This is a genomic window from Vagococcus changpingensis, from assembly GCF_058211775.1.
This window is the reverse complement of record NZ_JBYVZB010000002.1, coordinates 16,131-39,691: the sequence shown is the minus strand read 5'-3', so window position 1 is coordinate 39,691 and position 23,561 is coordinate 16,131. Positions and strand designations below refer to the sequence as shown.

23 protein-coding genes, 2 pseudogenes and 2 riboswitches are annotated in these 23,561 nt (G+C 33.8%); of the genes and pseudogenes, 9 read left to right on the top strand and 16 right to left on the bottom strand.

Annotated elements, in window-relative coordinates; all coding sequences use genetic code 11:
- Position 1: 1 nt before the first annotated feature.
- The 6 genes from AC37UB_RS04515 to AC37UB_RS04490 are packed head-to-tail and all read right to left on the bottom strand — an operon-like array spanning position 2 to position 3,528.
- A complete protein-coding gene (locus tag AC37UB_RS04515) occupies positions 2–973 on the bottom strand; it encodes a CobW family GTP-binding protein (RefSeq protein ID WP_117972396.1) in 972 nt (323 codons plus the stop codon).
- 6 nt (positions 974–979) lie between these two features.
- On the bottom strand, positions 980–1,360 hold the full coding sequence (locus AC37UB_RS04510) for a hypothetical protein (protein ID WP_117972395.1): 381 nt from the start codon (positions 1,358–1,360) through the stop codon (positions 980–982).
- A 16-nt stretch (positions 1,361–1,376) separates the two neighbouring features.
- A complete protein-coding gene (rpmF, locus tag AC37UB_RS04505) occupies positions 1,377–1,538 on the bottom strand; it encodes a 50S ribosomal protein L32 (protein WP_071456271.1) in 162 nt (53 codons plus the stop codon).
- A gap of 18 nt (positions 1,539–1,556) precedes the next feature.
- A complete protein-coding gene (gene rpsN, locus AC37UB_RS04500; protein ID WP_071456270.1) occupies positions 1,557–1,826 on the bottom strand; it encodes a 30S ribosomal protein S14 in 270 nt (89 codons plus the stop codon).
- 14 nt (positions 1,827–1,840) lie between these two features.
- The gene (rpmG, locus tag AC37UB_RS04495) at positions 1,841–1,993 is read right to left on the bottom strand and encodes a 50S ribosomal protein L33 (RefSeq protein ID WP_117972393.1); all 153 of its coding nucleotides are present in this window, start codon (positions 1,991–1,993) and stop codon (positions 1,841–1,843) included.
- A gap of 14 nt (positions 1,994–2,007) precedes the next feature.
- Complete coding sequence (locus AC37UB_RS04490; RefSeq protein WP_490685385.1) at positions 2,008–3,528, bottom strand: metal ABC transporter solute-binding protein, Zn/Mn family; 1,521 nt, start codon at positions 3,526–3,528, stop codon at positions 2,008–2,010.
- Positions 3,529–3,881: 353 nt separating this feature from the next.
- Between AC37UB_RS04490 and AC37UB_RS04485 the strand changes: the two genes are divergently transcribed.
- Positions 3,882–4,355, top strand: coding sequence for an S-ribosylhomocysteine lyase (locus AC37UB_RS04485; RefSeq protein WP_071456268.1), 474 nt, complete (start codon positions 3,882–3,884; stop codon positions 4,353–4,355).
- Positions 4,356–4,633: 278 nt separating this feature from the next.
- On the opposite strand, the gene AC37UB_RS04480 is transcribed toward AC37UB_RS04485, so the two are convergent.
- Positions 4,634–5,179, bottom strand: coding sequence for an NADPH-dependent FMN reductase (locus AC37UB_RS04480; protein WP_117972391.1), 546 nt, complete (start codon positions 5,177–5,179; stop codon positions 4,634–4,636).
- Positions 5,180–5,368: 189 nt separating this feature from the next.
- Here AC37UB_RS04480 and AC37UB_RS04475 point away from each other — a divergent pair, with 189 nt between their 5' ends.
- The 3 genes and pseudogenes from AC37UB_RS04475 to AC37UB_RS04465 all read left to right on the top strand — a co-directional run bounded on the left by AC37UB_RS04475 (position 5,369) and on the right by AC37UB_RS04465 (position 7,869).
- Positions 5,369–6,091, top strand: a complete 723-nt coding sequence (locus AC37UB_RS04475) for a nucleoside phosphorylase (RefSeq protein ID WP_117972390.1) — start codon at positions 5,369–5,371, stop codon at positions 6,089–6,091.
- Between the two features lies 1 nt (position 6,092).
- Positions 6,093–6,794 carry a nicotinamide riboside transporter PnuC gene (pnuC, locus tag AC37UB_RS04470; RefSeq protein WP_241699241.1) on the top strand — a complete coding sequence of 234 codons (702 nt, stop codon included), beginning with the start codon at positions 6,093–6,095 and terminating at the stop codon, positions 6,792–6,794.
- A 177-nt stretch (positions 6,795–6,971) separates the two neighbouring features.
- A pseudogene (locus AC37UB_RS04465) lies at positions 6,972–7,869 on the top strand (amidohydrolase family protein).
- 517 nt (positions 7,870–8,386) lie between these two features.
- On the opposite strand, the gene AC37UB_RS04460 reads toward AC37UB_RS04465, so the two are convergent.
- A complete protein-coding gene (locus tag AC37UB_RS04460; protein WP_241699240.1) occupies positions 8,387–9,763 on the bottom strand; it encodes an NCS2 family permease in 1,377 nt (458 codons plus the stop codon).
- Between the two features lie 41 nt (positions 9,764–9,804).
- Positions 9,805–9,906, bottom strand: a riboswitch (purine riboswitch).
- A 149-nt stretch (positions 9,907–10,055) separates the two neighbouring features.
- Between AC37UB_RS04460 and AC37UB_RS04455 the strand changes: the two are divergent.
- Positions 10,056–10,309 (top strand): annotated as a pseudogene (locus AC37UB_RS04455) (transposase); the annotation flags it as partial.
- A 68-nt stretch (positions 10,310–10,377) separates the two neighbouring features.
- Here AC37UB_RS04455 and menC read toward each other — a convergent pair.
- The 6 genes from menC to menB all read right to left on the bottom strand — a co-directional run bounded on the left by menC (position 10,378) and on the right by menB (position 17,700).
- On the bottom strand, positions 10,378–11,487 hold the full coding sequence (menC, locus tag AC37UB_RS04450; RefSeq protein WP_117972387.1) for an o-succinylbenzoate synthase: 1,110 nt from the start codon (positions 11,485–11,487) through the stop codon (positions 10,378–10,380).
- A 10-nt stretch (positions 11,488–11,497) separates the two neighbouring features.
- A complete protein-coding gene (gene menH / locus AC37UB_RS04445) occupies positions 11,498–12,250 on the bottom strand; it encodes a 2-succinyl-6-hydroxy-2,4-cyclohexadiene-1-carboxylate synthase (RefSeq protein ID WP_158559362.1) in 753 nt (250 codons plus the stop codon).
- A 53-nt stretch (positions 12,251–12,303) separates the two neighbouring features.
- The gene (gene menD / locus AC37UB_RS04440; RefSeq protein ID WP_117972385.1) at positions 12,304–14,019 is read right to left on the bottom strand and encodes a 2-succinyl-5-enolpyruvyl-6-hydroxy-3-cyclohexene-1-carboxylic-acid synthase; all 1,716 of its coding nucleotides are present in this window, start codon (positions 14,017–14,019) and stop codon (positions 12,304–12,306) included.
- Positions 14,003–15,379, bottom strand: a complete 1,377-nt coding sequence (locus AC37UB_RS04435) for an isochorismate synthase (protein ID WP_117972384.1) — start codon at positions 15,377–15,379, stop codon at positions 14,003–14,005. The genes menD and AC37UB_RS04435 overlap by 17 nt, the downstream gene beginning before the upstream one ends.
- A 67-nt stretch (positions 15,380–15,446) precedes the next feature.
- Positions 15,447–16,871, bottom strand: coding sequence for an o-succinylbenzoate--CoA ligase (locus tag AC37UB_RS04430; RefSeq protein WP_241699236.1), 1,425 nt, complete (start codon positions 16,869–16,871; stop codon positions 15,447–15,449).
- Positions 16,872–16,884: 13 nt separating this feature from the next.
- Positions 16,885–17,700, bottom strand: a complete 816-nt coding sequence (gene menB / locus AC37UB_RS04425) for a 1,4-dihydroxy-2-naphthoyl-CoA synthase (protein ID WP_117972382.1) — start codon at positions 17,698–17,700, stop codon at positions 16,885–16,887.
- A 146-nt stretch (positions 17,701–17,846) separates the two neighbouring features.
- Between menB and AC37UB_RS04420 the strand changes: the two genes are divergently transcribed.
- Together AC37UB_RS04420 and AC37UB_RS04415 are read left to right on the top strand one after the other, a co-directional pair.
- Positions 17,847–18,218, top strand: coding sequence for a PaaI family thioesterase (locus tag AC37UB_RS04420; RefSeq protein ID WP_117972381.1), 372 nt, complete (start codon positions 17,847–17,849; stop codon positions 18,216–18,218).
- A 373-nt stretch (positions 18,219–18,591) separates the two neighbouring features.
- Entirely contained in the window at positions 18,592–18,759 is a 168-nt protein-coding gene (locus AC37UB_RS04415) for a hypothetical protein (protein WP_158559358.1), read from the top strand.
- Positions 18,760–19,037: 278 nt separating this feature from the next.
- Here the strand turns inward: AC37UB_RS04415 and AC37UB_RS04410 are convergent, their stop codons facing one another.
- Together AC37UB_RS04410 and AC37UB_RS04405 are read right to left on the bottom strand one after the other, a co-directional pair.
- Positions 19,038–20,327 (bottom strand): YdeJ family lipoprotein, encoded by a 1,290-nt coding sequence (locus tag AC37UB_RS04410; RefSeq protein ID WP_117972380.1) that lies wholly within the window; start codon positions 20,325–20,327, stop codon positions 19,038–19,040.
- A gap of 90 nt (positions 20,328–20,417) precedes the next feature.
- A complete protein-coding gene (locus AC37UB_RS04405; RefSeq protein ID WP_117972379.1) occupies positions 20,418–21,608 on the bottom strand; it encodes a chloride channel protein in 1,191 nt (396 codons plus the stop codon).
- Between the two features lie 39 nt (positions 21,609–21,647).
- A riboswitch (Fluoride riboswitch) is annotated at positions 21,648–21,728 on the bottom strand.
- Positions 21,729–21,923: 195 nt separating this feature from the next.
- Between AC37UB_RS04405 and AC37UB_RS04400 the strand changes: the two genes are divergently transcribed.
- A complete protein-coding gene (locus tag AC37UB_RS04400; RefSeq protein ID WP_117972378.1) occupies positions 21,924–22,385 on the top strand; it encodes a Dps family protein in 462 nt (153 codons plus the stop codon).
- A gap of 412 nt (positions 22,386–22,797) precedes the next feature.
- A complete protein-coding gene (gene budA, locus AC37UB_RS04395) occupies positions 22,798–23,508 on the top strand; it encodes an acetolactate decarboxylase (RefSeq protein ID WP_117972377.1) in 711 nt (236 codons plus the stop codon).
- Positions 23,509–23,561 lie beyond the last annotated feature (53 nt).

The following is a 23,561-nucleotide window of genomic DNA, read 5'->3' as shown; positions in this document are numbered from 1 at the left end:
ATTAGTCTCCCTCTGTTGATTTTTCTATCACTAATTGAAATGCTTGATTAATGTCATCTTTATCGATATTTTTACCGATGATAACTAACTTATTGTCATTGTCTTCTGTTAAACGATTAGTCAAATTAAAATTTAATAACTGATTCACACCTTGAATTTCTGTTTGAAAGTCTTGATCAGACACATTGACAAAACCTTTTATTCTATAAATAGATTCCTGATAGTTCATCATTAACCAAGAAAGCCAATTGTGTAATAAACCTTCTTTAACATAACCTGATTCAGATATAATCATTGATTCAAATTCATGATGATGGTGATGATGGTGTTCTTCTTCATCATCGATTGATTGATTAAATAAATGATTTCCTAGTACCAAATCAGCTAACTCTGAAGATGATTGAATTAATGAAAACTCGTATATATCTGCTAGTGGATTAATTTCTTTTAGTTGCTCTTTCATTTGATTCATACTATCTTTATTCGTAACGCCTTTTTGTGAAATCAATAGTCGGTCTGACATAACAAGTTGCTTTGTCGCTTCATGATGTTGGAGGTTTTGTTCAATATTCTCAGCATCTACAACCCCAATAACACCATCCAAATAAAAATAAGGCTGTAAATTAGGGGTACCCACAATCGTTTGAATAATTGGTTGTGGATCAGACACGCCACTTGTCTCAATAATAACTTGTTTAATTGGATAATCTTGTGTTACAAACACATCTAACACTGCTGTTAATGCATTTAACAAATCACCACGTAAACTACAGCAAATACACCCACCGTTCATCTGTACAATATTTTCTTTTGAATGAATTAATAACTCATGGTCAATTCCTGCTTCACCAAATTCATTTTCTATAATGACAACCTCTTCAGGTGCTAGATCACTCCCTTTAATGACTTGATTAATTAATGTTGTCTTTCCTGAACCTAAAAATCCTGAGATAACTGTAATTGGTATACCCATATCCCTCTACCTTTCTGATAAATATTCAGTAATTTGTAGCCTATCATCATAACTCATATTTTCAGATAAAAGATGATCTTTTAACAATTCTTTAAACGAAAGTGAGATTTCCCAAAAACCATCAATCTTTTGAAAAAGATTGACGTCGTATCGTTTAAAAACAGGATACAGAGTCAAAAAGTCTTCAAAGGACAGGTCTTCTTCTTCATAAAAGTCTTTTACCCAACCCATATCTAATGCTTTTTCAGTTGGGAGGCCCTGTTCTGTAATAATTCCTACCTCAATCATATGCTGATACATCCTAATTTTATCTTCCATCTCAATATTCTTTTCATCAAAATGATAAGATAAACTATCCTCAACAAGTGGTGGATAAATAATATTCATCTAGATTCACCCCCTACTAAATGACTTTTCTACCTTTATAGTAACCATCACTTGATACATAGTGACTGCGTTTATATACTCCTAATACACTATCATAAGACACTGTTGATGATAGTTTTTTATGTGTTTGTCGCGCATTTTTCTTAGCTTTTGATGTTTTTCTTTTTGGAACTGCCAAATTGTTTCCTCCTCTTTTTTACCAACTTGCTTTTTTAACGCCGGGCAATTGTCCCTTATGTGCAAGTTCTCTAAATGTAATACGAGACACGCCAAACTTACGCATATAAGCTCTTGGTCTACCATCTGTTTCATCTCTTAGCTTTAATCTATTAGGATTTGACTCTTTAGGTAGTTTACGTAACCCCTCATAGTCCTTATTTTCTTTTAATTCTTTCCTTATTTCTGCATATTCTGCCACTAATTTTTTTTGTTTTTCATATTTGGCTATCTTAGATTTTTTTGCCACTTTATTCAGCTCCTTTATTTTTTGGTCTCTTTAAATATCACATGCTGTCTAAGCTTTGGAGAATATTTTCTTAACTCCAGTCGTTCAGGTGTGTTTCGTTTATTCTTACTTGTTAAATACAATCGTTCTTTTGTTTCAGAACATTCTAATATAATGGGTGTTCTCATACATCTCTTCCTTTCTAATGAGCCATCATTTCTTGTGCGACTTCTTTTCCAGATAATTCTTTAGGATAATAAGTTGGCCAGTTTTCAAGTTCTTTATACAGTGCCTCTTGACTATCATTGCCAAAGTACAAATGGAAATGAGCTGATTTAGTATCCGTGATTTCATGGTCGCTAAACTGAACATACTTAAAAGCCCCTTGACTAGGATCTGTTGCCTCAAAGCAATATCTCACACCACGGTTTCCTTTTTCATAAGTTAAAACTTTTTGACCAATATACTTATATTTTGAGCTCATTTTTTTACCACTATCATCAATAAAAGTCATCGTTGAATCTGTAATATCAATTTCTTTAATTGATGTTTTATACCCTGACTCATAATACTTTTTATATTCTTCAGCCGATTTATCTTTTTTCATTTTAGCTTTGTAATCAAACACTTGATCTAATGTGCCCTCTTTTAAAAGTGGGTAAACTGACTGCCAACTTCCTTTCCAATTTGATAATGGTCTATCCTGTATTTGACTATCCTCAAAGTATCCTGCTTGTACTGTTTTTTCAGGTGTTTTACTTACAATAGATTTTGTCGTTTCTTCGCCAGTAGTTTTACGCAAAGCTGTTAGATTTTTTTCCATAGTCGAAACATAGTTTTCACCTTTATCAATCTCTTTTTGACTTAGCCCCTCTAACGGACTTAATACTAGTAATTCCACACCAGTTTCTTTTGCCAATGTTTTAGCAATAGCATCTGTTGCATTAGATTCAAAATAAATATACTTAATATCATTCTCTTTCACATACTTATTTAGTTCAGCTAATCTAGCTGGCGATGGTTCTTCATCTGGAGAAAGACCAGAAATTGGTACTTGTGTTAAACCATATTCCAATGCTAAATAACCAAATGCTGCATGCTGTGTCACAAAACTTTTTTGTTTAGCGTTCTTTAATGTATCTTGATACGACTTATCCAAAGTAGCCAATTTTTTTAAGTACTTATCAGCATTTGTAGTAAATATTTTTTCTTTGTCTGGATATCTTTTTATCAGTTGATTGCGAATTTCTTCGACTTCTTTAATTGCTAAACTAGGTGCTAACCAGACATGTGGATCTAGTTCATGTGAGTGCCCCTCCTTACCGTGTTCATGATGGTCATGTTCTTCTTCGCTTCCAGGTAGTAATACCATATTTTCAGTTGCTTTTATCTTTGTTACGTTTCCCTCCTTTAATACTGATTCAACGGAAGGTACCCACGTTTCCATATTTTCATTATTATAGACAAAGACATCACTATCTTGTATTTTCTTTAAATCCTTAGCTGATGGTTCAAAATCATGTGCTTCAACTCCGGTTGGAACAATCATATCCACTTCTCCAGCATCACCTACAATTTCTTTCGTAAATTCATACATTGGATAAAATGTGGTGGCTACTTTTATTTTGTCAGTATTTGTCTGCTCAGTTTTAGCAGTCGAGCATGCTGCAAGTAACCCTCCCATCATTATCCATGACATACCTAGTACTATTTTTTTCTTCATCCAAAAACCCTACCTAACTCTTTAACTTTTAAATCGTAATTATTACGCTTTATATTTTTGAATATTATCAAATATTTTTTTTATTGTCAACTAGATTCTTATTTTTTTTAATATTCAGTAGTTGATTACATATCTACAACAAAAAGAAAATGATCTTTATTTATGATGTTAAAAAAATGACCTTTATTTATGATGTTAAAAAAATGATTTTTTTTAACATGTGATTAACTTGTTTTTAAAAAATAGATTTTTAGCGGATTTTTCAACACCTTATTGACACTTCTTAAAAAAAGGTTATCCTTGAGGTATCATCTAAAAAATGACTTTTTATAATACTGAAAGGAATGATATAAATGGCAGAAGTAGAAAGTTTTACATTAGACCATAATAAAGTTATCGCACCGTATGTTCGAGTGATTACAACAGAAAATGGAAAAAAAGGAGATTCAATCACAAATTACGATTTACGATTTGTTCAGCCTAATAAAGGAGAAATGCCTACAGGTGCTATTCATACTTTAGAGCACTTATTAGCTGATTTATTAAGAGATCGATTAGATGGAATCATCGATATTTCACCATTTGGTTGCCGAACTGGCTTTCACTTAATTGTGTGGGATAACTACCCAGCTGATGTTGTAGCAAAAGCGTTAAAAGAAACATTAACTCAAATTGTAGAAGAGATTTCTTGGGAAGATGTCCAAGGAACTGATGCTAAAAGTTGTGGAAACTATAAAGATCATTCATTGTTTTCTGCAAAAGAATGGGCTAAAACTGTATTAGATCAAGGAATCAGTACAGATGCTTTTGAACGAAAACCTATTTAAAATATTCCTCTATTAGATAACCTCTCTCACTTTGGTAAGGTTATCTAATATTTTTTTATGAATACCATAGTATTTTATGAATACCATAGTAATAGATTATTCATCTACAACCGAATACGATACAAGGGGTAAAATAAACAAAATGGTAATGCATGACATTAGCATTGATGTATAAATATCATGTTAGAGGTTTCTATATATTTTTTATGACATAACACCATCCTTAAAGACAAAAAAACTATCACAGTCATTTACTGTGATAGTTTTTTTGTCTTTAACTAAGCAAATTTTGCTGCAAATTCACTAAATTGTTTTCCAGCATTTGCTAAAAATTGTTTTGTATCATCATTTGTTGGTTCTAAGTTTTCATCAAACAACTGATCGGAATGACCAATGTACAATTCAGGTTGTTGCATAGTTGGCATATCTAAAAATACTAATGACTGTCTTAACACATGATGTGCTAAGACACCTGAAATACCTGAAATAGATTGAGAAGCAACAAGTGCTGGTTTTTTAGCCCATACATTTTGTCCCCATGGTCTTGAAGCAACATCTAATGCATTTTTTAAAGCAGCTGGTATACTTCTGTTGTGCTCTGGTGTGACAAAAATAATGGCATCTTGTGCAGCGACTTCTTCTCTAAAACGTGTGTATTCAGCAGGTGAGTTGGCATCTAAATCTTGATTGTACAAAGGTAAATCACTGATGTTGATGAATGTTACCTCTGCGCCATTTGGTAAACCTTTTACTATTGCCTTTGCTACCGCTTCTGAATAAGAATTTTTTCTTGTTGAACCTACAATAACTCCGTATTTTTTCATAATGATTATCTCCTTATATACACTTACATTTTGTAAGTTTTATTATGTTATTATAGTAACACCGTCTTTTTATTAGTGCAATTTATTTGTCTCGGACTATTTTAAAAATTTATTATATCTTTTTATTTTTTTAGTGTATTATATTATCTAAAGAAATAACTACTAAACGTTTTTAAGAAAGGAAATCTTATGACCAAACAAGCACATATCCAACTAGAAAAAATGAAACAAGTTTCAAAAGCAATTATTGTCGGTGATCCAAAACGGGTCGAACGTGTCGCTTCATGTTTAGAAAACGTAGAGAAACTTAGTGATAATCGTGGCTACATTTCTATTAAAGGTGACTACCAAGGCGCTTCTATTTTAGTCATTGCTACCGGCATCGGTGCTCCTTCCACAGCAATTGTTGTAGAAGAATTAGCTAACATTGGGATTGATACTATTATTCGGGTAGGAAGTTGTGGAGCCATGCAACACAATATTCCACTCGGTGCCTTAATTATTCCGACAGGGGTTGTTCGCGATGAAGGATTGACAAAAAAATATGTTCCTACTGATTTTCCTGCTGTTGCAAACAATGAGTTACTATCTAGCGCAAAAAAATTTTTACCAAATGGTTATTATGGTATTACTCGTTCGCATGATGGATTTTATATGGAAAATAATGCCGAAACGGAAAAATATTGGTCTCATTTTGGTATTTTAGGTGCCGATATGGAAAGTAGCGCTCTTTATGTTTTAGGTAGCTTAAAGGGTATTCGTGCCCTTTCTATCTTAAATAATGTAGTTCTTTACGAAGCCGACTTAAGCGAAGGTGTCAACAGTTTAGTAAATGAAGAAGATGCTGTTGCAAAAGGTGAAATGGATTCAATAAAACTTGCTTTAACGATTTTAAATGAGGTGGGAAATTAAAATGACTGATACAAAACATTCATGGATTTATAATCAATTATTTGTTGGTTGGAAGCCATTTGAAGTAAAATACGTTTCTGTTTTATTATCTCTTCAACTGATTGTTTTTATGATTTCTCCAGACTCAGTTATCGGAATGATTAGTGGAGTTGCTGGTGTTATCTGTCTGGTTTATGGGATGAAAGGGCGAAAAATCACGTTCTTATTTGGTATTATTCAATGTCTTGCAATGACGTATATTGCTTGGCAGAGTCATGCCTATGGCTCATTTGTCATGAATATTATTTATGTTATCTCACAACCAATTGGCTGGTTTTTATGGGGTAATGATGAAGCTGTGCATGAATTCAAACCTAAAACAAAACAGTTCCTATTTTTAGGAAGTGTGATTGCTTGGGTCATTGGTTGGATTGTCATTGGGAATTTTGGTGGGCAACTACCATATATTGATAGCGCAAACCTTGTCATATCTTTAATTGCACAAACTCTTTATATTTTCAAATACAAAGAAAACTGGTTATTATGGATTTTTGTCAATATTGCCAATCTATTATACTGGTCACTACTTGCCTTTAATTCATGGACAGGAAAATCAGATATCGGCTCGTTAGGGATTTATCTTTCTCAAATTGCTCTACAAGCTGCACTTTTATTTAACAGTGTTTATGCTAATAAAGTTTGGAAAGATTATGAAACTAATTAATAACAACGAAAGACTCAATTTAGAGTCTTTTTTTAACGTGCATTTATTTAGTATTTTTTTATTCATCGTGTACTCTTAAATCAATCGTGATTTTCAACATCATTAAAGGAGAGATAATATGCTTACTGGTTAACAAACGTGCGTATAGAAACTGGATTTATCAGAGAAAATGACTAGATTAAAGCAACTGAAACACAATTAGTGGCGATCCATATCCACAATGGAAAGATTACAACGATTATTCCTACAGAAGATTTTTCTGCTACTGATGAAAAATTTATAGATTGTAATGAACAGTTACTGCTTCCAGGTATCGTAGATAAACACTGCCACTTAGACAAAAGTAAATTAGGAACACCCTATACTCTGATCACTCCTGCTAAAAGTTTAGTGGAACGTTTCGAAACAGAAATTCCTATATTGGATAGTCTAGATGAACCGATTGAGGTGCGTCTTAAAGCACTGTATGACTTAGAAGTTTCTCATGGCGTGACTGCGTTTAGGTCTCATATAGATATTGAGCTAGCAACAGGCCTTAGATACCTAAACGCCATGACATCATTGCGAAAAAATGTGTGTACACCTATAAAATTAGTTGCGTTTCCACAACATGGATTATTACGTTCAAAAATCAATCGATTAATGGAACGAACTTTACAAAATGGTGCTAATTTTGTTGGCGGCGTGGATCCTTACTCACTAGATTATAACGAGTGTTCCTATTACACCAAATACGACTCCTCCGATCATGGAACGTATCGATTACGGTGTCTCTGTTCATCTAGGTTGTGATAATATTTACGACTGTTGGTCTCCTTACGGTGATGGCTCACTTCAAGAAAAATTGGTGCGTTTAGGTGAATTATTTAACGTAAAAGATCAAAATGATTTGACTCAGCTTTTAGGATTAATGACTGATGGCGTGACTACTTTAGATAAAGACGGAAACCATATATGGCCTAATGTTGGTGATGAAGCTACTTATTTACTTACTCCAGCAATGTCATCAGCTGAATTTGTTGCTAGAAAATCGCCTATCACATCAAGCTATTATCAAGGAAAACAAGTGAAATAAATAAGCTGACTAAAAAGGCTTAAAGTAGATGTATTGGTCATGACCTAAAACAGGTCATGATTTCCGCAACTTCTAGCCAAATAACTCATGTATTTTCTCGCATCATTTATACTGTTACCATTAATCATCCTCGAGCTTTGTCGATATCTATCAACATCACGACAGAATCATAATAATCATGATTTGTATTAAGTCTTATATTATTAATACTGAACTGATTTTTGTAACACCTTTATAAGTCGAGGCTGCTAATAAAATTCCTTGTAAATTAATTCACCATAATCCTTCTAACGAATTTAGTACTAAGATATCTGGATCCAGTTAAAGTACACGTTTTATTGTTTTAGGTAGAATATCCCCACAAAGTAAACGATAATACATCTCTTTTGGGGAGGGGCTTGACCGACAACTTTAAGTCGATTGTAAGTTGACTTATTTTTATTACAGTATGTTTCGCAAACAAACCGTATAAGATACAAAATCCACATGTCATCACTTTTAGACATGTGGATTTTAGTTAAATTGTAAATAAATAGAGTATAGAAATCACTGTGATAAAATGCATCACATTTGGAATTTCTTTTAATCGTCCGGCAAACATCATGCATAACTCATAAGATAAAAATCCTAATACAAGTCCTAAAGCAATTGAACCGGTTAACGGCATCATGACAATCGTTAAAAATGCTGGAATAACTTCTTCAAATCCACCATCCCAATCAATCCCTGTGATGTTTTGCATCATAAAAATACCAATTACAACCATCGCTGGCGTGGTCACAGCTGTTGTGACAAGAGATAACACTGGATAAAAGAAGGCTGATAATAAAAATAATCCCGCCACAATGACACTCATCAAACCAGTTCTAGCACCAGCAATAATTCCTGATACAGATTCAATATAAGTTGATAAACTTGATGTTCCTAAGATTGAACCAAAAAATGTTCCCAAAGCATCGGCACTGTAAATACGTTTGTTGTCTTCAAAGCTTTCTTGTTTAATATCGGATACTTGTGTTGCAGCTGCAGACAATGTCGTCGCTGTTCCAAAGAAATCTAAAAATAAAAATGTCAAAATAATAACAATAGAATCTAACGATAACATCTTATCTAAATTTTTCACTGCAACCATAAATGTATCGTTCATCATGGCATTCATTGGCTCAGTCGGAATGACAACGGGCGATCCCTTTGGTAATTGCGGTAATGTCGCGATAACATCTGCACTAAGGTTAAACCAATTCATTGATGCACCAAATCGAATAAACAATCCACATACGGCAGCACCAATCATTCCTAGAAACACGGCATATTGATTTTTTCTCACTAAGAAAAATGCGGCTGTGATGATACCAAAGAATGCGATAATCACATTAGGGTTAGAAAAACCGCCAAATGTAATAAACATTCCCTCATCTGGTACGATGATTCCTGAATTTTTAAAACTAACAAAAGCGATAAAAATCCCCAAACCTACTGTTCCTGCTTGTTTCACATTCGTTGGTATAGCTTTAATTATTTTAGAGCGAGCACCTGAAAAAGCAAGCATTAAAAATAATACTGAGGCAACGAAAACGGATGCCAATGCTTCTTGCCAAGATTTTCCCATTTGCAAAACAACAGAATAAGCAAAAAAAGCATTCATTGACATACATGGTGCAAGACCTAGTGGAAATTTTGCCCATAACCCCACAATAAGCATGGCGATGGCTGAAGACAAAATAGTCGACATAAAGACGGCATCTTGTGGCATCCCTGCTTGCCCTAAAATAATCGGATTAACAAAAATAACATAGGACATCGCAAAAAATGCCGTTAACCCTCCTGTAAACTCTCGTTTAAAAGTAGAACCTGAAGCGGTGATACCAAAATACTGATCAATCTTTTCCTTCATTACTATTCCTCCTATTGATTTAAAAAACACATCATGGCAGAATAATAAGATTCATTTGCCAAAGTAAGTTACTTTACGGGTAACTTGTAGAAACTTCTAGACCGTATTACTAGAATTATATGGTTTTTTATTACCTCGATATCATAACAACTTTCTTTTACTTTTTCAACAGTGAAACGAACAAATATAATTAAAAATATAATAATAGTTAATTTTTATTGCTTTTTTACTATCTATTTTAACTTAATCACGATTAATTACATAAAAAAGGCAGACGTTTTTTAAACAACTGTCTTTGATTAATTATAATGATGTTGATATCTATTTTACTGAGCCTGGAACCCCATCCCAAAGAGGTTTAAACGAATAGTCTAATGGGTTGCTACGTCAAGATAAATTGCCCAGAAAATGGATTTCAATGAAGTGGAGAACTCGTTTATCCATTCTATCACATCTAAAAGAAATAATATTCCTAGAAAATCATTAAACTATAAAACACCATTAGAAGTATTTTTGAGTTATGTAGACAACATAGATTTTTTCTAGCTTAATTTGACAAATGAAAAATATAAAATAAAAAGCAACCCTTGGCTGCTTATAAAATACAAAAATATTTATTTGACATACATCACATGATAGTGACCATATTTTTCTAACATCTCTTTATTTAATGTCACACCTAACCCAGTTTCCCTAGGTACACTTAGCCTTCCATTTTCTAGTTCAAACGTTTCATTAATGATATCTTCTTTAAAATATCGAGTTGAAGCGGAAATATCACCCGGAAAATTAAACCCTTCTTGAGAAGCAAAAGCCAAGTTAAGTGCTCGTCCAACACCTGACTCAAACATGCCACCACACCATAGTCCTAAGCCATTATTTTTACAATACTCAACAATTTTTTGTGCTTGTGTCACACCACCTACACGCGAAATTTTTAGATTAACAGCTCCCAAGCTACCTAAACGATGACCTAACATCACGTCTTCTACACTACGAATATTTTCATCTAGACAAATCGGTGTTTCAATATTCTTTTGAAGTTCAGCATGTTCTAAAAAATCTGAATAGCCAAAAGGTTGCTCAATCATCGATAGTTGATACGTGTCTAGTTCTTTAAAAATAGTTAGACTGTCTAAATCATAAGCAGAATTTGCATCCACCATTAAAAGCATCTCTGGAAAATGACTTCTTACAGCTTTCACAAAATCTACATCCTGATTGGGTGCTATTTTTAATTTTATCCGAGTATATCCTTCAGCCACATAACGTGATACCACTTCAATCAAATCCTGTACGCTTTTTTGAATGCCAATACTCACCCCAACAGATAATTTATCAGTCTGACTACTAAATAGTTCTGCCAAACTTTTTTTATGCCTTTTTGCATACAAATCCCAAATTGCTGTTTCTAAAGAAGATTTAGCCATCCAGTTTCCACGTATTACAGAAAATAATCGTGTGACATCATCGGGATGAGTAATCTGTGACTGAACTAACAACGGAATTAAATGATTAGCTAGAATCAACCGAGCTGTTTCTAATGTTTCTTCTGTATAATCAGGTTGTTTAAACGCTACTAATTCCCCGTATCCTTGGTTACCAAGTTCATCTGTCACAACAAGAATATCCATCGCTTTATGCGATAAAAAGCCATAACTTGTTTTAAATGGTGCCACTAAAGGTAGTTGCACATGATAACTCTCTATTTTTGTGATATTCATAACCTATCCCTCACTCTAAAAGTTGTATCACTGTTGCTAAAAACACTGCTGGTTTTTCAACATGAATGCAATGACCACTATCTTCAAACTCAATCACCGTTGATTCTTTCATAAGCTGATTCATCTGCTTAGCCAGTGATACAAACTTAACGTCTTTCTGTCCAACCAAAAAATAAGGATGAAAAGGATACTCTTTTTCTAATTTCCTCCATAGTGATGGTTGAGTCCCTGTACCAAAATAGTGCAAGCTCATAGCAAGTCCGATTGCTTGTTGCGACAGTCGTTCCTGTCTAATAGTCTCACGAACTGTTTGTGACAACGTCTTTTGTGTATCAAATAAAGGGATCGTCTCCCAGTAATCAACAAATTTTTCAATCCCCTTATCTAGCAATAAACAAGCTAAACGATTATCTGATTGGCGACGATTCCCCCTTGAATCAGCTTCAGCTAACCCTGGGGAAGAACTTTCCAGAATCAGTGAATTGACTCGTGTCGGATATTCAAATGCGTAAGCCAATGCAAGACGTCCTCCCATTGAGTAACCCAACAGATCTATTTTATCTAGATTTAAAAACTCACGTATCTCTTCCAAATCTTTTACCTGTTGTTCACTTGTATAACGATAAGGGTGAACAAAGATACTTGTCTTTCCGTGCCCTATCAGATCAATCGCGATAACATTATGGGTTTTGATAGCATGTAAAAAATGAAACGTTTGTGATGTTCCAGTAAACCCATGCAAACACAGTAATGTTGGTTTCATATAGTCGAACTCTGTCACATAATTGATATAATAGTCTAAATCTCTGACGCTTATTAGCATGTCCTATCACGTTCTATTGTCTGACGTACTTGTTGTTGGAACGCTCTTCTTAACTCTGCGTTTTCTTCTCGATTAGTACGAACTTCAATCAATCTTGGATAATTCGGTCGGTCGTTAAGTAAGCTTTCTAACTCAATTAAGGATTCAGCAGACGAATAATCCAGCGATACCATGTTAGCCATAGCTTCAAAATTAACATTAGTTGAGGTAGCGAATAAATCATCAAACAACGAAGTCGGTAAGTTTTTTTGAGATAGCATTGAAAATATTCCACCACCATCATTGTTTATCACAATAATCGTAATAGGTAATTGATATTTTGTCGCCATAGCCAAACCTGTCGTGTCATGAAAACAAGATAAGTCCCCTATCAATAGTCGTGTGTGACGTGTTGTATCATTTGCTGCTACACCTATAGCAGTTGAGGTTACCCCGTCTATTCCGTTTACCCCACGATTACCATAAATAGTAACTCTTTCTTTCGTGACAGGAAGATATGTATCTAAATCTCTAATAGGCATACTATTTGAGATAAACAATTGATCCTTTTCTTGCATCGTGTGATAAACGACTTGGGTGATATTACTGTCACTAAACAATGTTGTATCTTGGTTTTTTATGCTGTTTACAACGATTTGGTCTAATTTATTAAATAATTCTAGCCAACTTTCATCAGCCCTTTTTAACTGAGTTTCTAACATATTGGATAAAAAGTCGACTTCATCTGACACGATTAATGTTGTCATCATTTTTGATGCATCTAACCATTCTGTTTCAGACTCTACTAGATAATAATCACCTGTAAATGTCGCGAGCCACTGATTTAACGGTTTTGAAACAGGCAGTTTTCCAAATCGCACAATGATATCAGGCATCATATCTTCTTTGACATAACGTAAATACGTATCATAGTATGGTGAAATTGTGGGACTATTTATGCCAAAAGTTCGAATGTTTGCTAACGGATCAGCTAGAATAACCCAACCTAATTGTTCTGCCAAGTCAACTAATTGTCTCACTGCTTCCTCATCAAATGATGGCCCTACAACAAAAGTGCCTTTTTTTCCTGACCAGTTTTGGCTTATCTTTTCAATCTCAGCATTTGATAGACACCTTTTTCCAGTCATTGTATTAACTGACTTAACTTTTGGAACAGCTAAGTCTAAATCAGGTAATAGTGGCTCTCTTAACGGTAAATTCAGATGAACAGGTCCTTGTGGCAATGAATAAGATAGATTTGATAATTTTGCTCCTTGAACGTAAGCATATTGATACATCTCTTCTGTTCCTTCAGGTAACGCCATTTCAACAAACTGTTTAACTTGTGAACCATACATATTAAGTTGATTCATCGTTTGTGGTGCACCGTTATCTCTTAATTCATGTGGGCGATCTGTTGTCACCACAACAAGCGGTACATTCGATTGCTTCGCCTCAGACACGGCAGGTAAATAATTTGCCGCCGCTGTTCCTGATGTACACACTAACGCCACTGGTTTTTGACTTGCTTTACTCAACCCCACAGCAAAAAATCCCGCTGAACGTTCATCGACATCGATATAGGTTTTTATTTCTGAACGTTGGTGCAATAAAATGGACACGGGCGTAGACCTAGACCCTGGACTAATCACTGCTTGAGTTACTCCACCATCAATCAACCCTTGGATGAATGAATTGATATAGTTTGTCATACTACTTTGATGTGACATTTTCTTCTCCTCCTATCGCACGTAACATTGGCTGAAATTTCACACGTGTTTCTTTTAATTCTTCTTGAGGAATAGAGTCCGCTACAACCCCACAGCCTGCATATAACGTTGCTGATTTTCCTGATAAAAGTGCCGAACGAATGCCTACCGCGAATTCCCCTTCCTCAAGTATCACTGAACTCCAACCAATTGGGGCTCCGTACAAGCCACGGTTGATTGGTTCATGTTCTCTAATCCATTTTGTTGTCAACTCTTTGGGTTGTCCACCTAATGCTGGCGTTGGATGTAACTGCTCGATAGCTGAAAAAAATGATACATCAGCTTTTTTTTCGCCACTAAATGGGTAAAACAAATGTTGTATGTCTCGGTTTTTTAATAATGATGGCTGACCTTTTTCCGATAAAGTTTCAGTAATCTGGCTCATATCACGCTCAATTGCCTCTACAACGATTTGGTGCTCCACTTGATTTTTCATGTCATTTAATAATTGACTGCCAAGTTGATTATCTTCTCCTACTGTTTTTCCACGTGGTATAGACCCTGCTACACACGCTGTTGAAATGTTATTTTCTTGTAGTAACAACAATCTTTCTGGTGTGGCACCTATAAAAGCATTCTCGTTATGTTCTAAAACAAAAACATACGTATTTTCTTGTTGCTCTAGACAATTTTTTAAAACATCATTCACTGAAAAGACCTCTGTTGCCTCTATAAACAACTCTCGTGCTAAAACAATTTTTCTAATATCACTATCAGAGGTTATCTCATCAATCGCCAATTCAACCGTCTCTAACCACTCTGGAACATGAATTTCATTAGCTTGTATCTGTTGACGAGTTGGTGACTCAGATTGTCTACTTTGACTAACCGTATTCCACAATGACACGATGTTTTCCCACTGTGTATTTAAATCATTACTTGATTCTACAATCATATTGAACGTTAAAAAGCGATTATCATTTGTTTGGGTTACCATGATTTTAGGTATAAAGAGATACCCATCCCCTAACTCTTGCCATGTTTTTTGACTATCAACAGTTTTATCAAAAGGAAATCCACCTAAAAAAACAGGTCCAGTTCCACTGTGTTTAGCATTCGTTATCGTGTTTTTCAACAATTTTTCACGACTAATCGCCATATCACGGTAATCTTGTGCCACATATTCTTTACATGTGCCTAAGCCCACAATAGAAAACGACGCATCTGGTGTTTGCCAAAAATAACGAGTGGTAAATACTTTTTTTGCTTGATAAAAATAAGGCACAACAGCCTCTAAAATGTCGGATAAATTGACTACCCAACTAACCAACGTTGGTTTATTTATCTCTAATTTTCTAACATCATTTGGTATATTAAACATGAATTAAAACTCCTTTAATACAATGAAAAGAAGCCAACCATACCTATCAAGATGGTTGGCGCTTCTTTTACTCATTTACTAATAATCGTTTTGCCACTTTACCACTAGCTGTACGTGGTAAGGATTCAACGACATAATATTTTTTTGGGCATTTATATTTCGCTAAAAAGTTAAGGCAAGTTTCATTTATCTTCTCTATATCTATCGTGTCGTCCATCACAATATATGCTACAGGAACTTCACCCCATGTATCGTCATTCTCTCCTACAACAGCGACTTCCATTATACCGGATAAACTTGCTATGCATTGTTCAACTTCAGCTGGATAGATATTTTCCCCACCCGAAATAATGAGTTCACTCAAACGACTGACAACATATAAGTATCCGTCCTCATCAAGATATCCTAAATCACCAGTTTTAAAGTAACCATCTGACGTCCATGACGACGATTTATTGAGATAACCTGGGGAAATATTGGGACCAGATAATAGTATTTCACCAATTTCCATTGGTTCACAGGTTTCATCATTTTTTCTAATGACAAGACTTATCCCATCTAATGGTAAGCCAGATGACCCTATTTTTTGAAGGGCATCATCATATCCTAATGCCACTACCTGTGAACACGTTTCAGTCATACCAAAGGACTGAATCACTGGAATGTCTTTGCTAAAACAATCTTGTAGCATCTCTTTAGAGACAGGTCCGCCACCAACAAGTAAACATTTAAACTTATCAGAATATCCTTGCTTTGGATAGGCTTGTAATAATTGTTTGAGCATCACATTAACAACTGATGAAACGGTTATGTCTCCTGTTTTAAACAAACGAGACATAAGAGATGCATCAAATTTTTCAAGTATATACACTCCACACCCTATCACTAACTGACGAACAACAATGGATAAACCACTAATATGGAACATTGGAACAGCACATCCCCAAACATCTTGAGCCGTAATGTTCATATTTTTTTGTGTCCCTATGCTACTTGCTAAATGATTACGAAACGTTTGGATCACACCTTTAGGCTTACCAGTTGTGCCTGAAGTATACATAATAGAAGCTGTTGCATCAACTGAAAAGGTTGGATAACTAATCGAATCAAGCAGTGGTTGACAATGGATATCCGAAAAAGAAATCAACTGAACGTGATTGAAATTTTTTTCTTTTAAATCATCTGCGACAAATATCGTTTTCACCCCAGAATCTTCCAGTTGATATGACAATTCTTGAGTGGTTAGATGCGTATTTAAAAAGACAATTTCTTTTCCTAATGACCACAAAGCTAAAATTAAAAAATACATGTCACTTGAATTGTGACTCAAAATAGCGACGCGTTTATCATTTTGTGATAAAAACACCATCACTCTTTTGGCTCTTTCATCGACTTCACTAGCAATCTCTGCTATTGTCCAAGACTGATTAATAGTATATAACCCAATTTTGTCTGGATGTGTTTCTAGTTGTGCTGTTAACCATGGTAACATTGTCTTCACTCTTTTATGGGAATTTTGGAAATTGATCAAAGTCAGGATCACGTTTTTCCTTAAACGAATCGCGGCCTTCTTTGGCTTCGTCCATTGTGTAATATAAAAGGGTCGCATCTCCTGCTAATTGTTGAATACCAGCTAAGCCATCTGTATCTGCATTCATTGCCGCTTTAATCATACGTAGCGCAATTGGACTTTTAGTTAGTAATTCTTCAGCCCATTCCATCGTCACTTCTTCGACTTTATCTAAAGGTGCAACTGTGTTAATCCAACCCATTTCAAGAGCTTCTTCAGCTGTGTATTGTTTTGTCATAAACCAAACTTCTTTAGCTTTCTTATGACCAACCACACGTGCTAAATAACCTGACCCATAACCACCATCAAAACTTCCGACGTTTGGTCCTGTTTGACCAAACATGGCATTATCAGCAGCGATTGTTAAATCACACACTAATTGCAACACATTTCCGCCACCAATGGACCAACCTTTAACCATTGCAATAACCGGTTTTGGAATGACGCGAATTAATCGTTGTAAATCTAAAACATTTAAACGAGGGATTTGGTCTTCTCCAACATATCCACCATGTCCACGTACTTTTTGATCACCACCAGAACAAAAGGCTAACTCACCTTCTCCCGTTAAAATAATCACCCCAATATCTGTCATATCACGGCTAATTGTAAATGCATCTATTAATTCAAACACTGTTTTAGGTGTAAAGGCATTATGTACCTGCGGACGGTTAATACTAATTTTAGCTATTTTCCCATGTTGTGTGAATAAAATTTCATCATATTCTTTAATTGTTTTCCAATCATACATTTTATAAAGTTCCCCCTTAATTTTCTACTCATCAATTATACACAATCTTATCTGAAATAGTAGAATTGATGCTTATTACTAATAAACTTTTATAAAATACTTCGCAATGTTATAATCTATCTACTAAATCAAAGGACTGATCACAAGTGAATGCTTTAGATTATTTAGACATTAAAATCGAAGACGTTTTAAAAGAAAAGGTCATCTTAACTATGGTAGTTGATGTGAAACACTTACAACCTTTTGGCTTAATGCACGGTGGGATGAATGCTGTTTTGATTGAAACAGCAACAAGTATTGGATCAAATGAGTCAATAGATACAACCAAGCAAGTTGCTGTTGGACTTGATATTCAAGTCAATCATCTTAAAAGTGCCGTCAAAGGTGATACGTTAACGGTTGTAGCCGTCCCTGATCATATTGGAAAAACAACACAAGTTTGGCAAGCTGAAATCACTAATCAAAAGCAACAAAAAGTCAGCGTGGGAAGATGCACGCTGATGGTAAAAAATAAGTAATAATGTTAATACACACTATTTTTATACATATTAATTAATATAAATTTAATAGGTTATGGTTATTTTATCTTCACTTTATACTTAAATAATAATATTTGTATAGTATGATAAAATAACTAAAAGTATGTAGAGTCTATAGATGGATTATCAAAATATAGAGTAATTTTAATTGCAATAGTTTTACTCATTTTATTATAAATAGAGCAAAAAAATAGTTTTTTCATAACCAATTAAAAAATTTGACGGACAAATCGAAATAATACTTTTTGTAAAAAATAACAAAGTTAAAAAAGTAATGCTAATATACACTGTTCAATATAATGATAAAAATAACTTTTCTTTTTATCAAGATAGAACCGAGAGAATTTCTTATATGTGGCATCAAGAAGGTATTGTTTCTAGTTTAAAAACTAATGATAAAGAATCTATATTAACTTCAAATGACTTATCAAATGAGCAAATTATGGATATGTTTGGTACTACAGATTATAAAACAGAAGAATCTATTTTATTTATGTTTAGTCAAGGTTACACAAATTAAATGAACGATAGCCTGTTTTCCTTATAGGAAAACAGGCTATCTAACTAATCAATATTTAAGTTTTAAAGTTGTGAGTGACTATTTACTACATTTAGGTTTACTTCTCATTTAAACGACACAATCCCGAACCTCTATTGCATCCTTGTAGCCCTATAGCTACGCCAGTTTGAATAAATTTCATTAAAATATTCCAAATTTCGCTTAATAAATATTTTTCATATTACATACATCATAACATACTTTACTCATTTTACCAAAAATATAACTATTATTAAAACCTATATATCATTCTCAATGATTGGAATAAGCTTATTGGCTAAGTCATCTGAAACATCTTTAATGTTAATAACTGACGCATCTGAAATTACCTTATTGGCAAGTTCTTTTCCTTTTACAGGATCGTCCCATTCTTTATCTTGATAATGACTAGGAACAGGATATAAAGTCACTGTGCCATCTTCATTATTATGGTATGTAAACATCCCTGCCGCTAGAGGGTTTCCTGAAATAACTGTTACATCTTCCGGTAAATAAACACCCGTTTCCCAGATTTGTAAAGATTTATTTGGATATAAACTGTAAGTTGTGGTTGAATTTAGTAAGCTACTCACATTTGACTCGGTTAAGTTAGTCATTTTTATCAATACTTTGGCTGCTAATAATTTATTGTTTTCATAACTTGTTGATGTTGATTGAGTTGACTGTGCTACATCTCCACCTACAATCTGACTAAATCCAGCCTTAATATCAGTGTTTTGTGTTTCACTAAAGTGAAGGTAATTTTCATTATTTCCTTGATTTTGTTGTGTCACATAAACTTTTGGTTGCCCGTTTTCAATAATAAAGAAATACACATGTTTTTGTAAATAAGGCTGTGTATCAGCATCTGAATAAACAGCCACTAATTGATAAGGTAAGCTACCTTCTCCCGTTTCTGACCATTCAACTTTTACTGGTTGATTGTTGATTGCCATAGTCCACTCACCACTAAAGATATCTCCTGGAACATTGACACCATATAAATCAACACTACTTGTTTTGCTATATTCTTTGTAATCTTGTCCCATTTTATTACTGAATTGTGCCATAAATCCTCTTAGACTATCTCTTTTACTATCATTCCATACAGTATTTGATGCTGCTTCTTTTTTATCCGAACTCTCCGTTGTTTTTTCTTCTTTTTTACTGTCATCTTTTTCGGCTTCTTTTTTCATCTGAGATATTTCTGTTTTTTCTTTTTTGGCATACTCTACTAATTTATCAGAGCCATGTTCAATTTTTATAACAGCATCTAAACTAGCCTTGGCTTCGTCGTATTTTTTCTTTTCTTTTTTATCCAGCGCATTAATGTAACGTTTTAATTGACTTTGATAGTTTTTTGCTTCTTCATCTTTTGGTTTACTTTCCAAAGCCATTTCTACAAATCCTTCAGCTTGTTCAAATTTTTTCTCAACAATCGCTTCTTTTGTCTTTTGCATTGATTGATCAAAGTTATCACTCTTCCCACAAGCTGTAACACTCACCAACATGCCACATAGTAATAATATTTTTTTCCATTTTTTATTCATGATATATCTCCTATGATAAATTAATCAACAACCATATAAATATTATACATTAAAAAATAGAGGTCTGTCTCACATTTTTTAATAACTTTCTTAATTGTATTTTTGTAAGGGGTAGATGCTCTTTCCTTTTGCAGATACAAATGATGTCACACAGACAATAACAAAGAAAGGTAAATAACTAAAACCAAATACTTCTCCTCCAATAAAAATAGGCGCAAAAAGGGTGTTCGTTGCACTACCAAAAACACTCGCATATCCCAATGCTGCGGTCAGTTCTATTGGTAACCCAATTAATTGACCCAAGACAACACCTAATGTCGCCCCAATAGAAAATAATGGTGTGACTTCTCCGCCTAGAAATCCGACTGATAAGGTTAACACAGTCAATAATAATTTTAATAACCAATCATAATAATGAACTGATTGGCTAGTAAATGACATCTCGATAAGATTTGTTCCTAAGCCAGAGTATCTACCTTGTCCCAATAGCATCAATAATGCGCTTAAAATTACCCCACCTATTCCTATTTTAATAACGGGATTTTTAATTAATTTGCTCAAATACCCTTTAGTATACTCTACAAGTCCGACAAATAATCGACCAGTTAACCCAAATAATACTCCTAATAAAACTAAAGTAATAAACAACGATAAATCAATGTCTAATTTTGTCGTTAATAGAACCTGAAATTTTTCCAATCCTAATTGTTTTGATGTCTGACTTGCTACAAAAGCCCCAATCAACGTAGGAAATAGTACATCATGACGTAATGTTCCTACTACTAAAACTTCCAACGCAAAAAAAGTCGCCGCAATAGGGGTTTCAAATAATCCAGCAAAACCTGCTGCAATCCCGATAATGATAAAATGACTTGTTAACTCCTCTTGTTTTATGAGTCGCCCAAACCAACTTGACACTGTTGATCCAAGTTGAACAGCGACACCTTCTCTACCAGCACTTCCACCAAATAGATGCGTCATCCATGTTCCAACCATAACAAAAGGAATCAATCTCAATGTAATCTCCTGTCTTGTTTCATGCCCTGCTTCAAAAACAAGAGACATACCTTTATAACTTTCTTTGCCATACTTCATAAATAAATGCATAAAAATCATACCAGAAAAGGCTAAAAATGGTATAAGCTGATAGAAATATTCCACCCTAATAGTGGATACCCAAATCAATATTTTACCAAAAAAAGTATCTAATCCACCAACTATTAACCCAATAACAACACTACTAATTATTAAAATGGTTTGTCTTTTAATTAACTCCTTCATTTTTTCCTCCTAAAAAAATGACTCCTACACACCTAAATAAGATATGTAGAAGTCATTAGCATTTCTTGCGGTTTCAGTATCTATAACGAACTGTGGGAGACATTCATTCCCTCGTATTAAGTTAATTAAATTATCTTACATGACGAGATAATTGTCAATTATTGGTTTTTCTCTGATAAAAATAAATTAGAAGAAGCAATAAAATATAAGACTTACCATGACTTCATTAATTGTTTGATAAAACAATAAAGGGTATTCAAATTTTTGGTAATTTTTCTTCTTTAGTTGTATCATATAGTTAGGAGGGTGATATATATGAAATTAGAAGAAACTAAACGTACGTTGAATCAATTAGTAGCAGATTTAAGTCAGTTTTCGGTGGTTATTCATCAAACGCATTGGTATATGAGAGGACCAGAATTTTTATCATTACACCCATTAATGGATGAGTATATGGATGAAATAAACGATCAGCTAGATGTTATTTCTGAACGCTTAATTACTTTAGGTGGCGAGCCTTACTCTACCTTGCAAGAATTTATTGACAACACTGGTATTAAAGATGAAAAGGGAAACTATACTAAACCAATTCCTGAACGCTTAAAAAACTTAGTCGCTGGTTATAAATATCTAATCGGTGTTTATGAAAAAGGAATTGAAGTGAGCGAAAAAGAAGGCGACCTAGGAACTCAAGACATCTTTATTTCATTTAAGACAGATCTTGAGAAAAAAGTATGGATGCTACAAGCAACTCTTAATGAAGCTCCTGGAATTTAAACAACTACTTATAATAAAACAGAACAGGTTTTTGTTCTGTTTTTTTCTTTTATTAGACCAGTTATTCTCCTTAATGTATTATGATAAAAAAAGAGGATAAAAGATGAAAAAAATACTATCTAATCAGTCTAGCAACTAGATTAATTATGCTATTTATCTTACCTTCGCTCAGCTATCTGAGTTTCTTATTATTGAATCAAGGTGTAATGAATGAGTTTCTTGATAAGATATTGTTATTAAAAACACCTTTAATTATTATCCCTCTCTTTTTTATTACTTTTTCTATTGTTGGATTAATAATAGATTATTTGCACTACAAATAATAAATGCTGAGAAAAGATCATCTTCTTGATATCTTTCTGCGTAATGATAAGATAAAAAGCACTAATAAAAATGGAAAGAAGGATACATCATGTCTCATAATAGTCTTTTTCAACAAGGGACCATGCAACTTTTAAGTGAAGGACTTTTAGATGGATCAATTACCTTAAAAGAATTACTTTCTCATGGTAATACAGGAATTGGAACTGGTGAAGGTATCGATGGTGAACTAATTATAATTGATGGGGTTGGGTATAAAATTAATCATTACGGGGAAACCGAAATTCTTAATGACTCCTTTAACATTACTTTTGCAGATACACACTTTGATCACTATCAATTACTAACCGATGTACACGATGTCGATTTAACAACTTGTCTAAATGATATTAAACAACTTATTTCAGGAAATAACCTATTCTTTTCAGTTAAACTTCATGGTAACTTTAAACAGATTACAACTCGTTCAGCAAAAAAATCAGTTAAACCCTATCCTAACTTAGAAAAAGTAGGAGAAAATCAAGTTGAATTTACAGCCAAAAATGTGACAGGGACACTTATCAGTTATTATTCTCCAATGCTATATCAAGGGGTTACTGTTGCTGGCTTTCATAGTCATTTCTTAGCTGATAACTTATCTATAGGTGGACATGTCTTAGCAGCAGAAATTGATCATGTTATAGCTTATACTCAAATCTTCCGTTCATTTTTACAAAGTAACCCCATTGATAATTCTGACTTTATTCATGCCGATTTAAGTGATATCAATAAATTAGATACTGTCATTAAACAAGTTGAATAATGAAAAACTCCTCTCAAATTTATTGAGAGGGGTTTTTATTTCCAAAATGCAAT

Coding starts and splice junctions, on each gene's coding strand:
- AC37UB_RS04405 (WP_117972379.1), bottom strand. CDS start 21,608: ATGAAGGAGTTAATTAAAAGACAAACCATTTTAATAATTAGTAGTGTT.
- budA (WP_117972377.1), top strand. CDS start 22,798: ATGTCTCATAATAGTCTTTTTCAACAAGGGACCATGCAACTTTTAAGT.
- AC37UB_RS04510 (WP_117972395.1), bottom strand. CDS start 1,360: ATGAATATTATTTATCCACCACTTGTTGAGGATAGTTTATCTTATCAT.
- AC37UB_RS04490 (WP_490685385.1), bottom strand. CDS start 3,528: ATGAAGAAAAAAATAGTACTAGGTATGTCATGGATAATGATGGGAGGG.
- AC37UB_RS04475 (WP_117972390.1), top strand. CDS start 5,369: ATGACCAAACAAGCACATATCCAACTAGAAAAAATGAAACAAGTTTCA.
- AC37UB_RS04430 (WP_241699236.1), bottom strand. CDS start 16,871: ATGTTACCATGGTTAACAGCACAACTAGAAACACATCCAGACAAAATT.
- AC37UB_RS04515 (WP_117972396.1), bottom strand. CDS start 973: ATGGGTATACCAATTACAGTTATCTCAGGATTTTTAGGTTCAGGAAAG.
- menC (WP_117972387.1), bottom strand. CDS start 11,487: ATGAATATCACAAAAATAGAGAGTTATCATGTGCAACTACCTTTAGTG.
- AC37UB_RS04400 (WP_117972378.1), top strand. CDS start 21,924: ATGAAATTAGAAGAAACTAAACGTACGTTGAATCAATTAGTAGCAGAT.
- AC37UB_RS04485 (WP_071456268.1), top strand. CDS start 3,882: ATGGCAGAAGTAGAAAGTTTTACATTAGACCATAATAAAGTTATCGCA.
- menB (WP_117972382.1), bottom strand. CDS start 17,700: ATGTATGATTGGAAAACAATTAAAGAATATGATGAAATTTTATTCACA.
- AC37UB_RS04460 (WP_241699240.1), bottom strand. CDS start 9,763: ATGAAGGAAAAGATTGATCAGTATTTTGGTATCACCGCTTCAGGTTCT.
- AC37UB_RS04480 (WP_117972391.1), bottom strand. CDS start 5,179: ATGAAAAAATACGGAGTTATTGTAGGTTCAACAAGAAAAAATTCTTAT.
- rpmG (WP_117972393.1), bottom strand. CDS start 1,993: ATGAGAACACCCATTATATTAGAATGTTCTGAAACAAAAGAACGATTG.
- AC37UB_RS04435 (WP_117972384.1), bottom strand. CDS start 15,379: ATGTTTAATATACCAAATGATGTTAGAAAATTAGAGATAAATAAACCA.
- menH (WP_158559362.1), bottom strand. CDS start 12,250: ATGAAACCAACATTACTGTGTTTGCATGGGTTTACTGGAACATCACAA.
- AC37UB_RS04415 (WP_158559358.1), top strand. CDS start 18,592: ATGTGGCATCAAGAAGGTATTGTTTCTAGTTTAAAAACTAATGATAAA.
- AC37UB_RS04410 (WP_117972380.1), bottom strand. CDS start 20,327: ATGAATAAAAAATGGAAAAAAATATTATTACTATGTGGCATGTTGGTG.
- pnuC (WP_241699241.1), top strand. CDS start 6,093: ATGACTGATACAAAACATTCATGGATTTATAATCAATTATTTGTTGGT.
- menD (WP_117972385.1), bottom strand. CDS start 14,019: ATGTCACATCAAAGTAGTATGACAAACTATATCAATTCATTCATCCAA.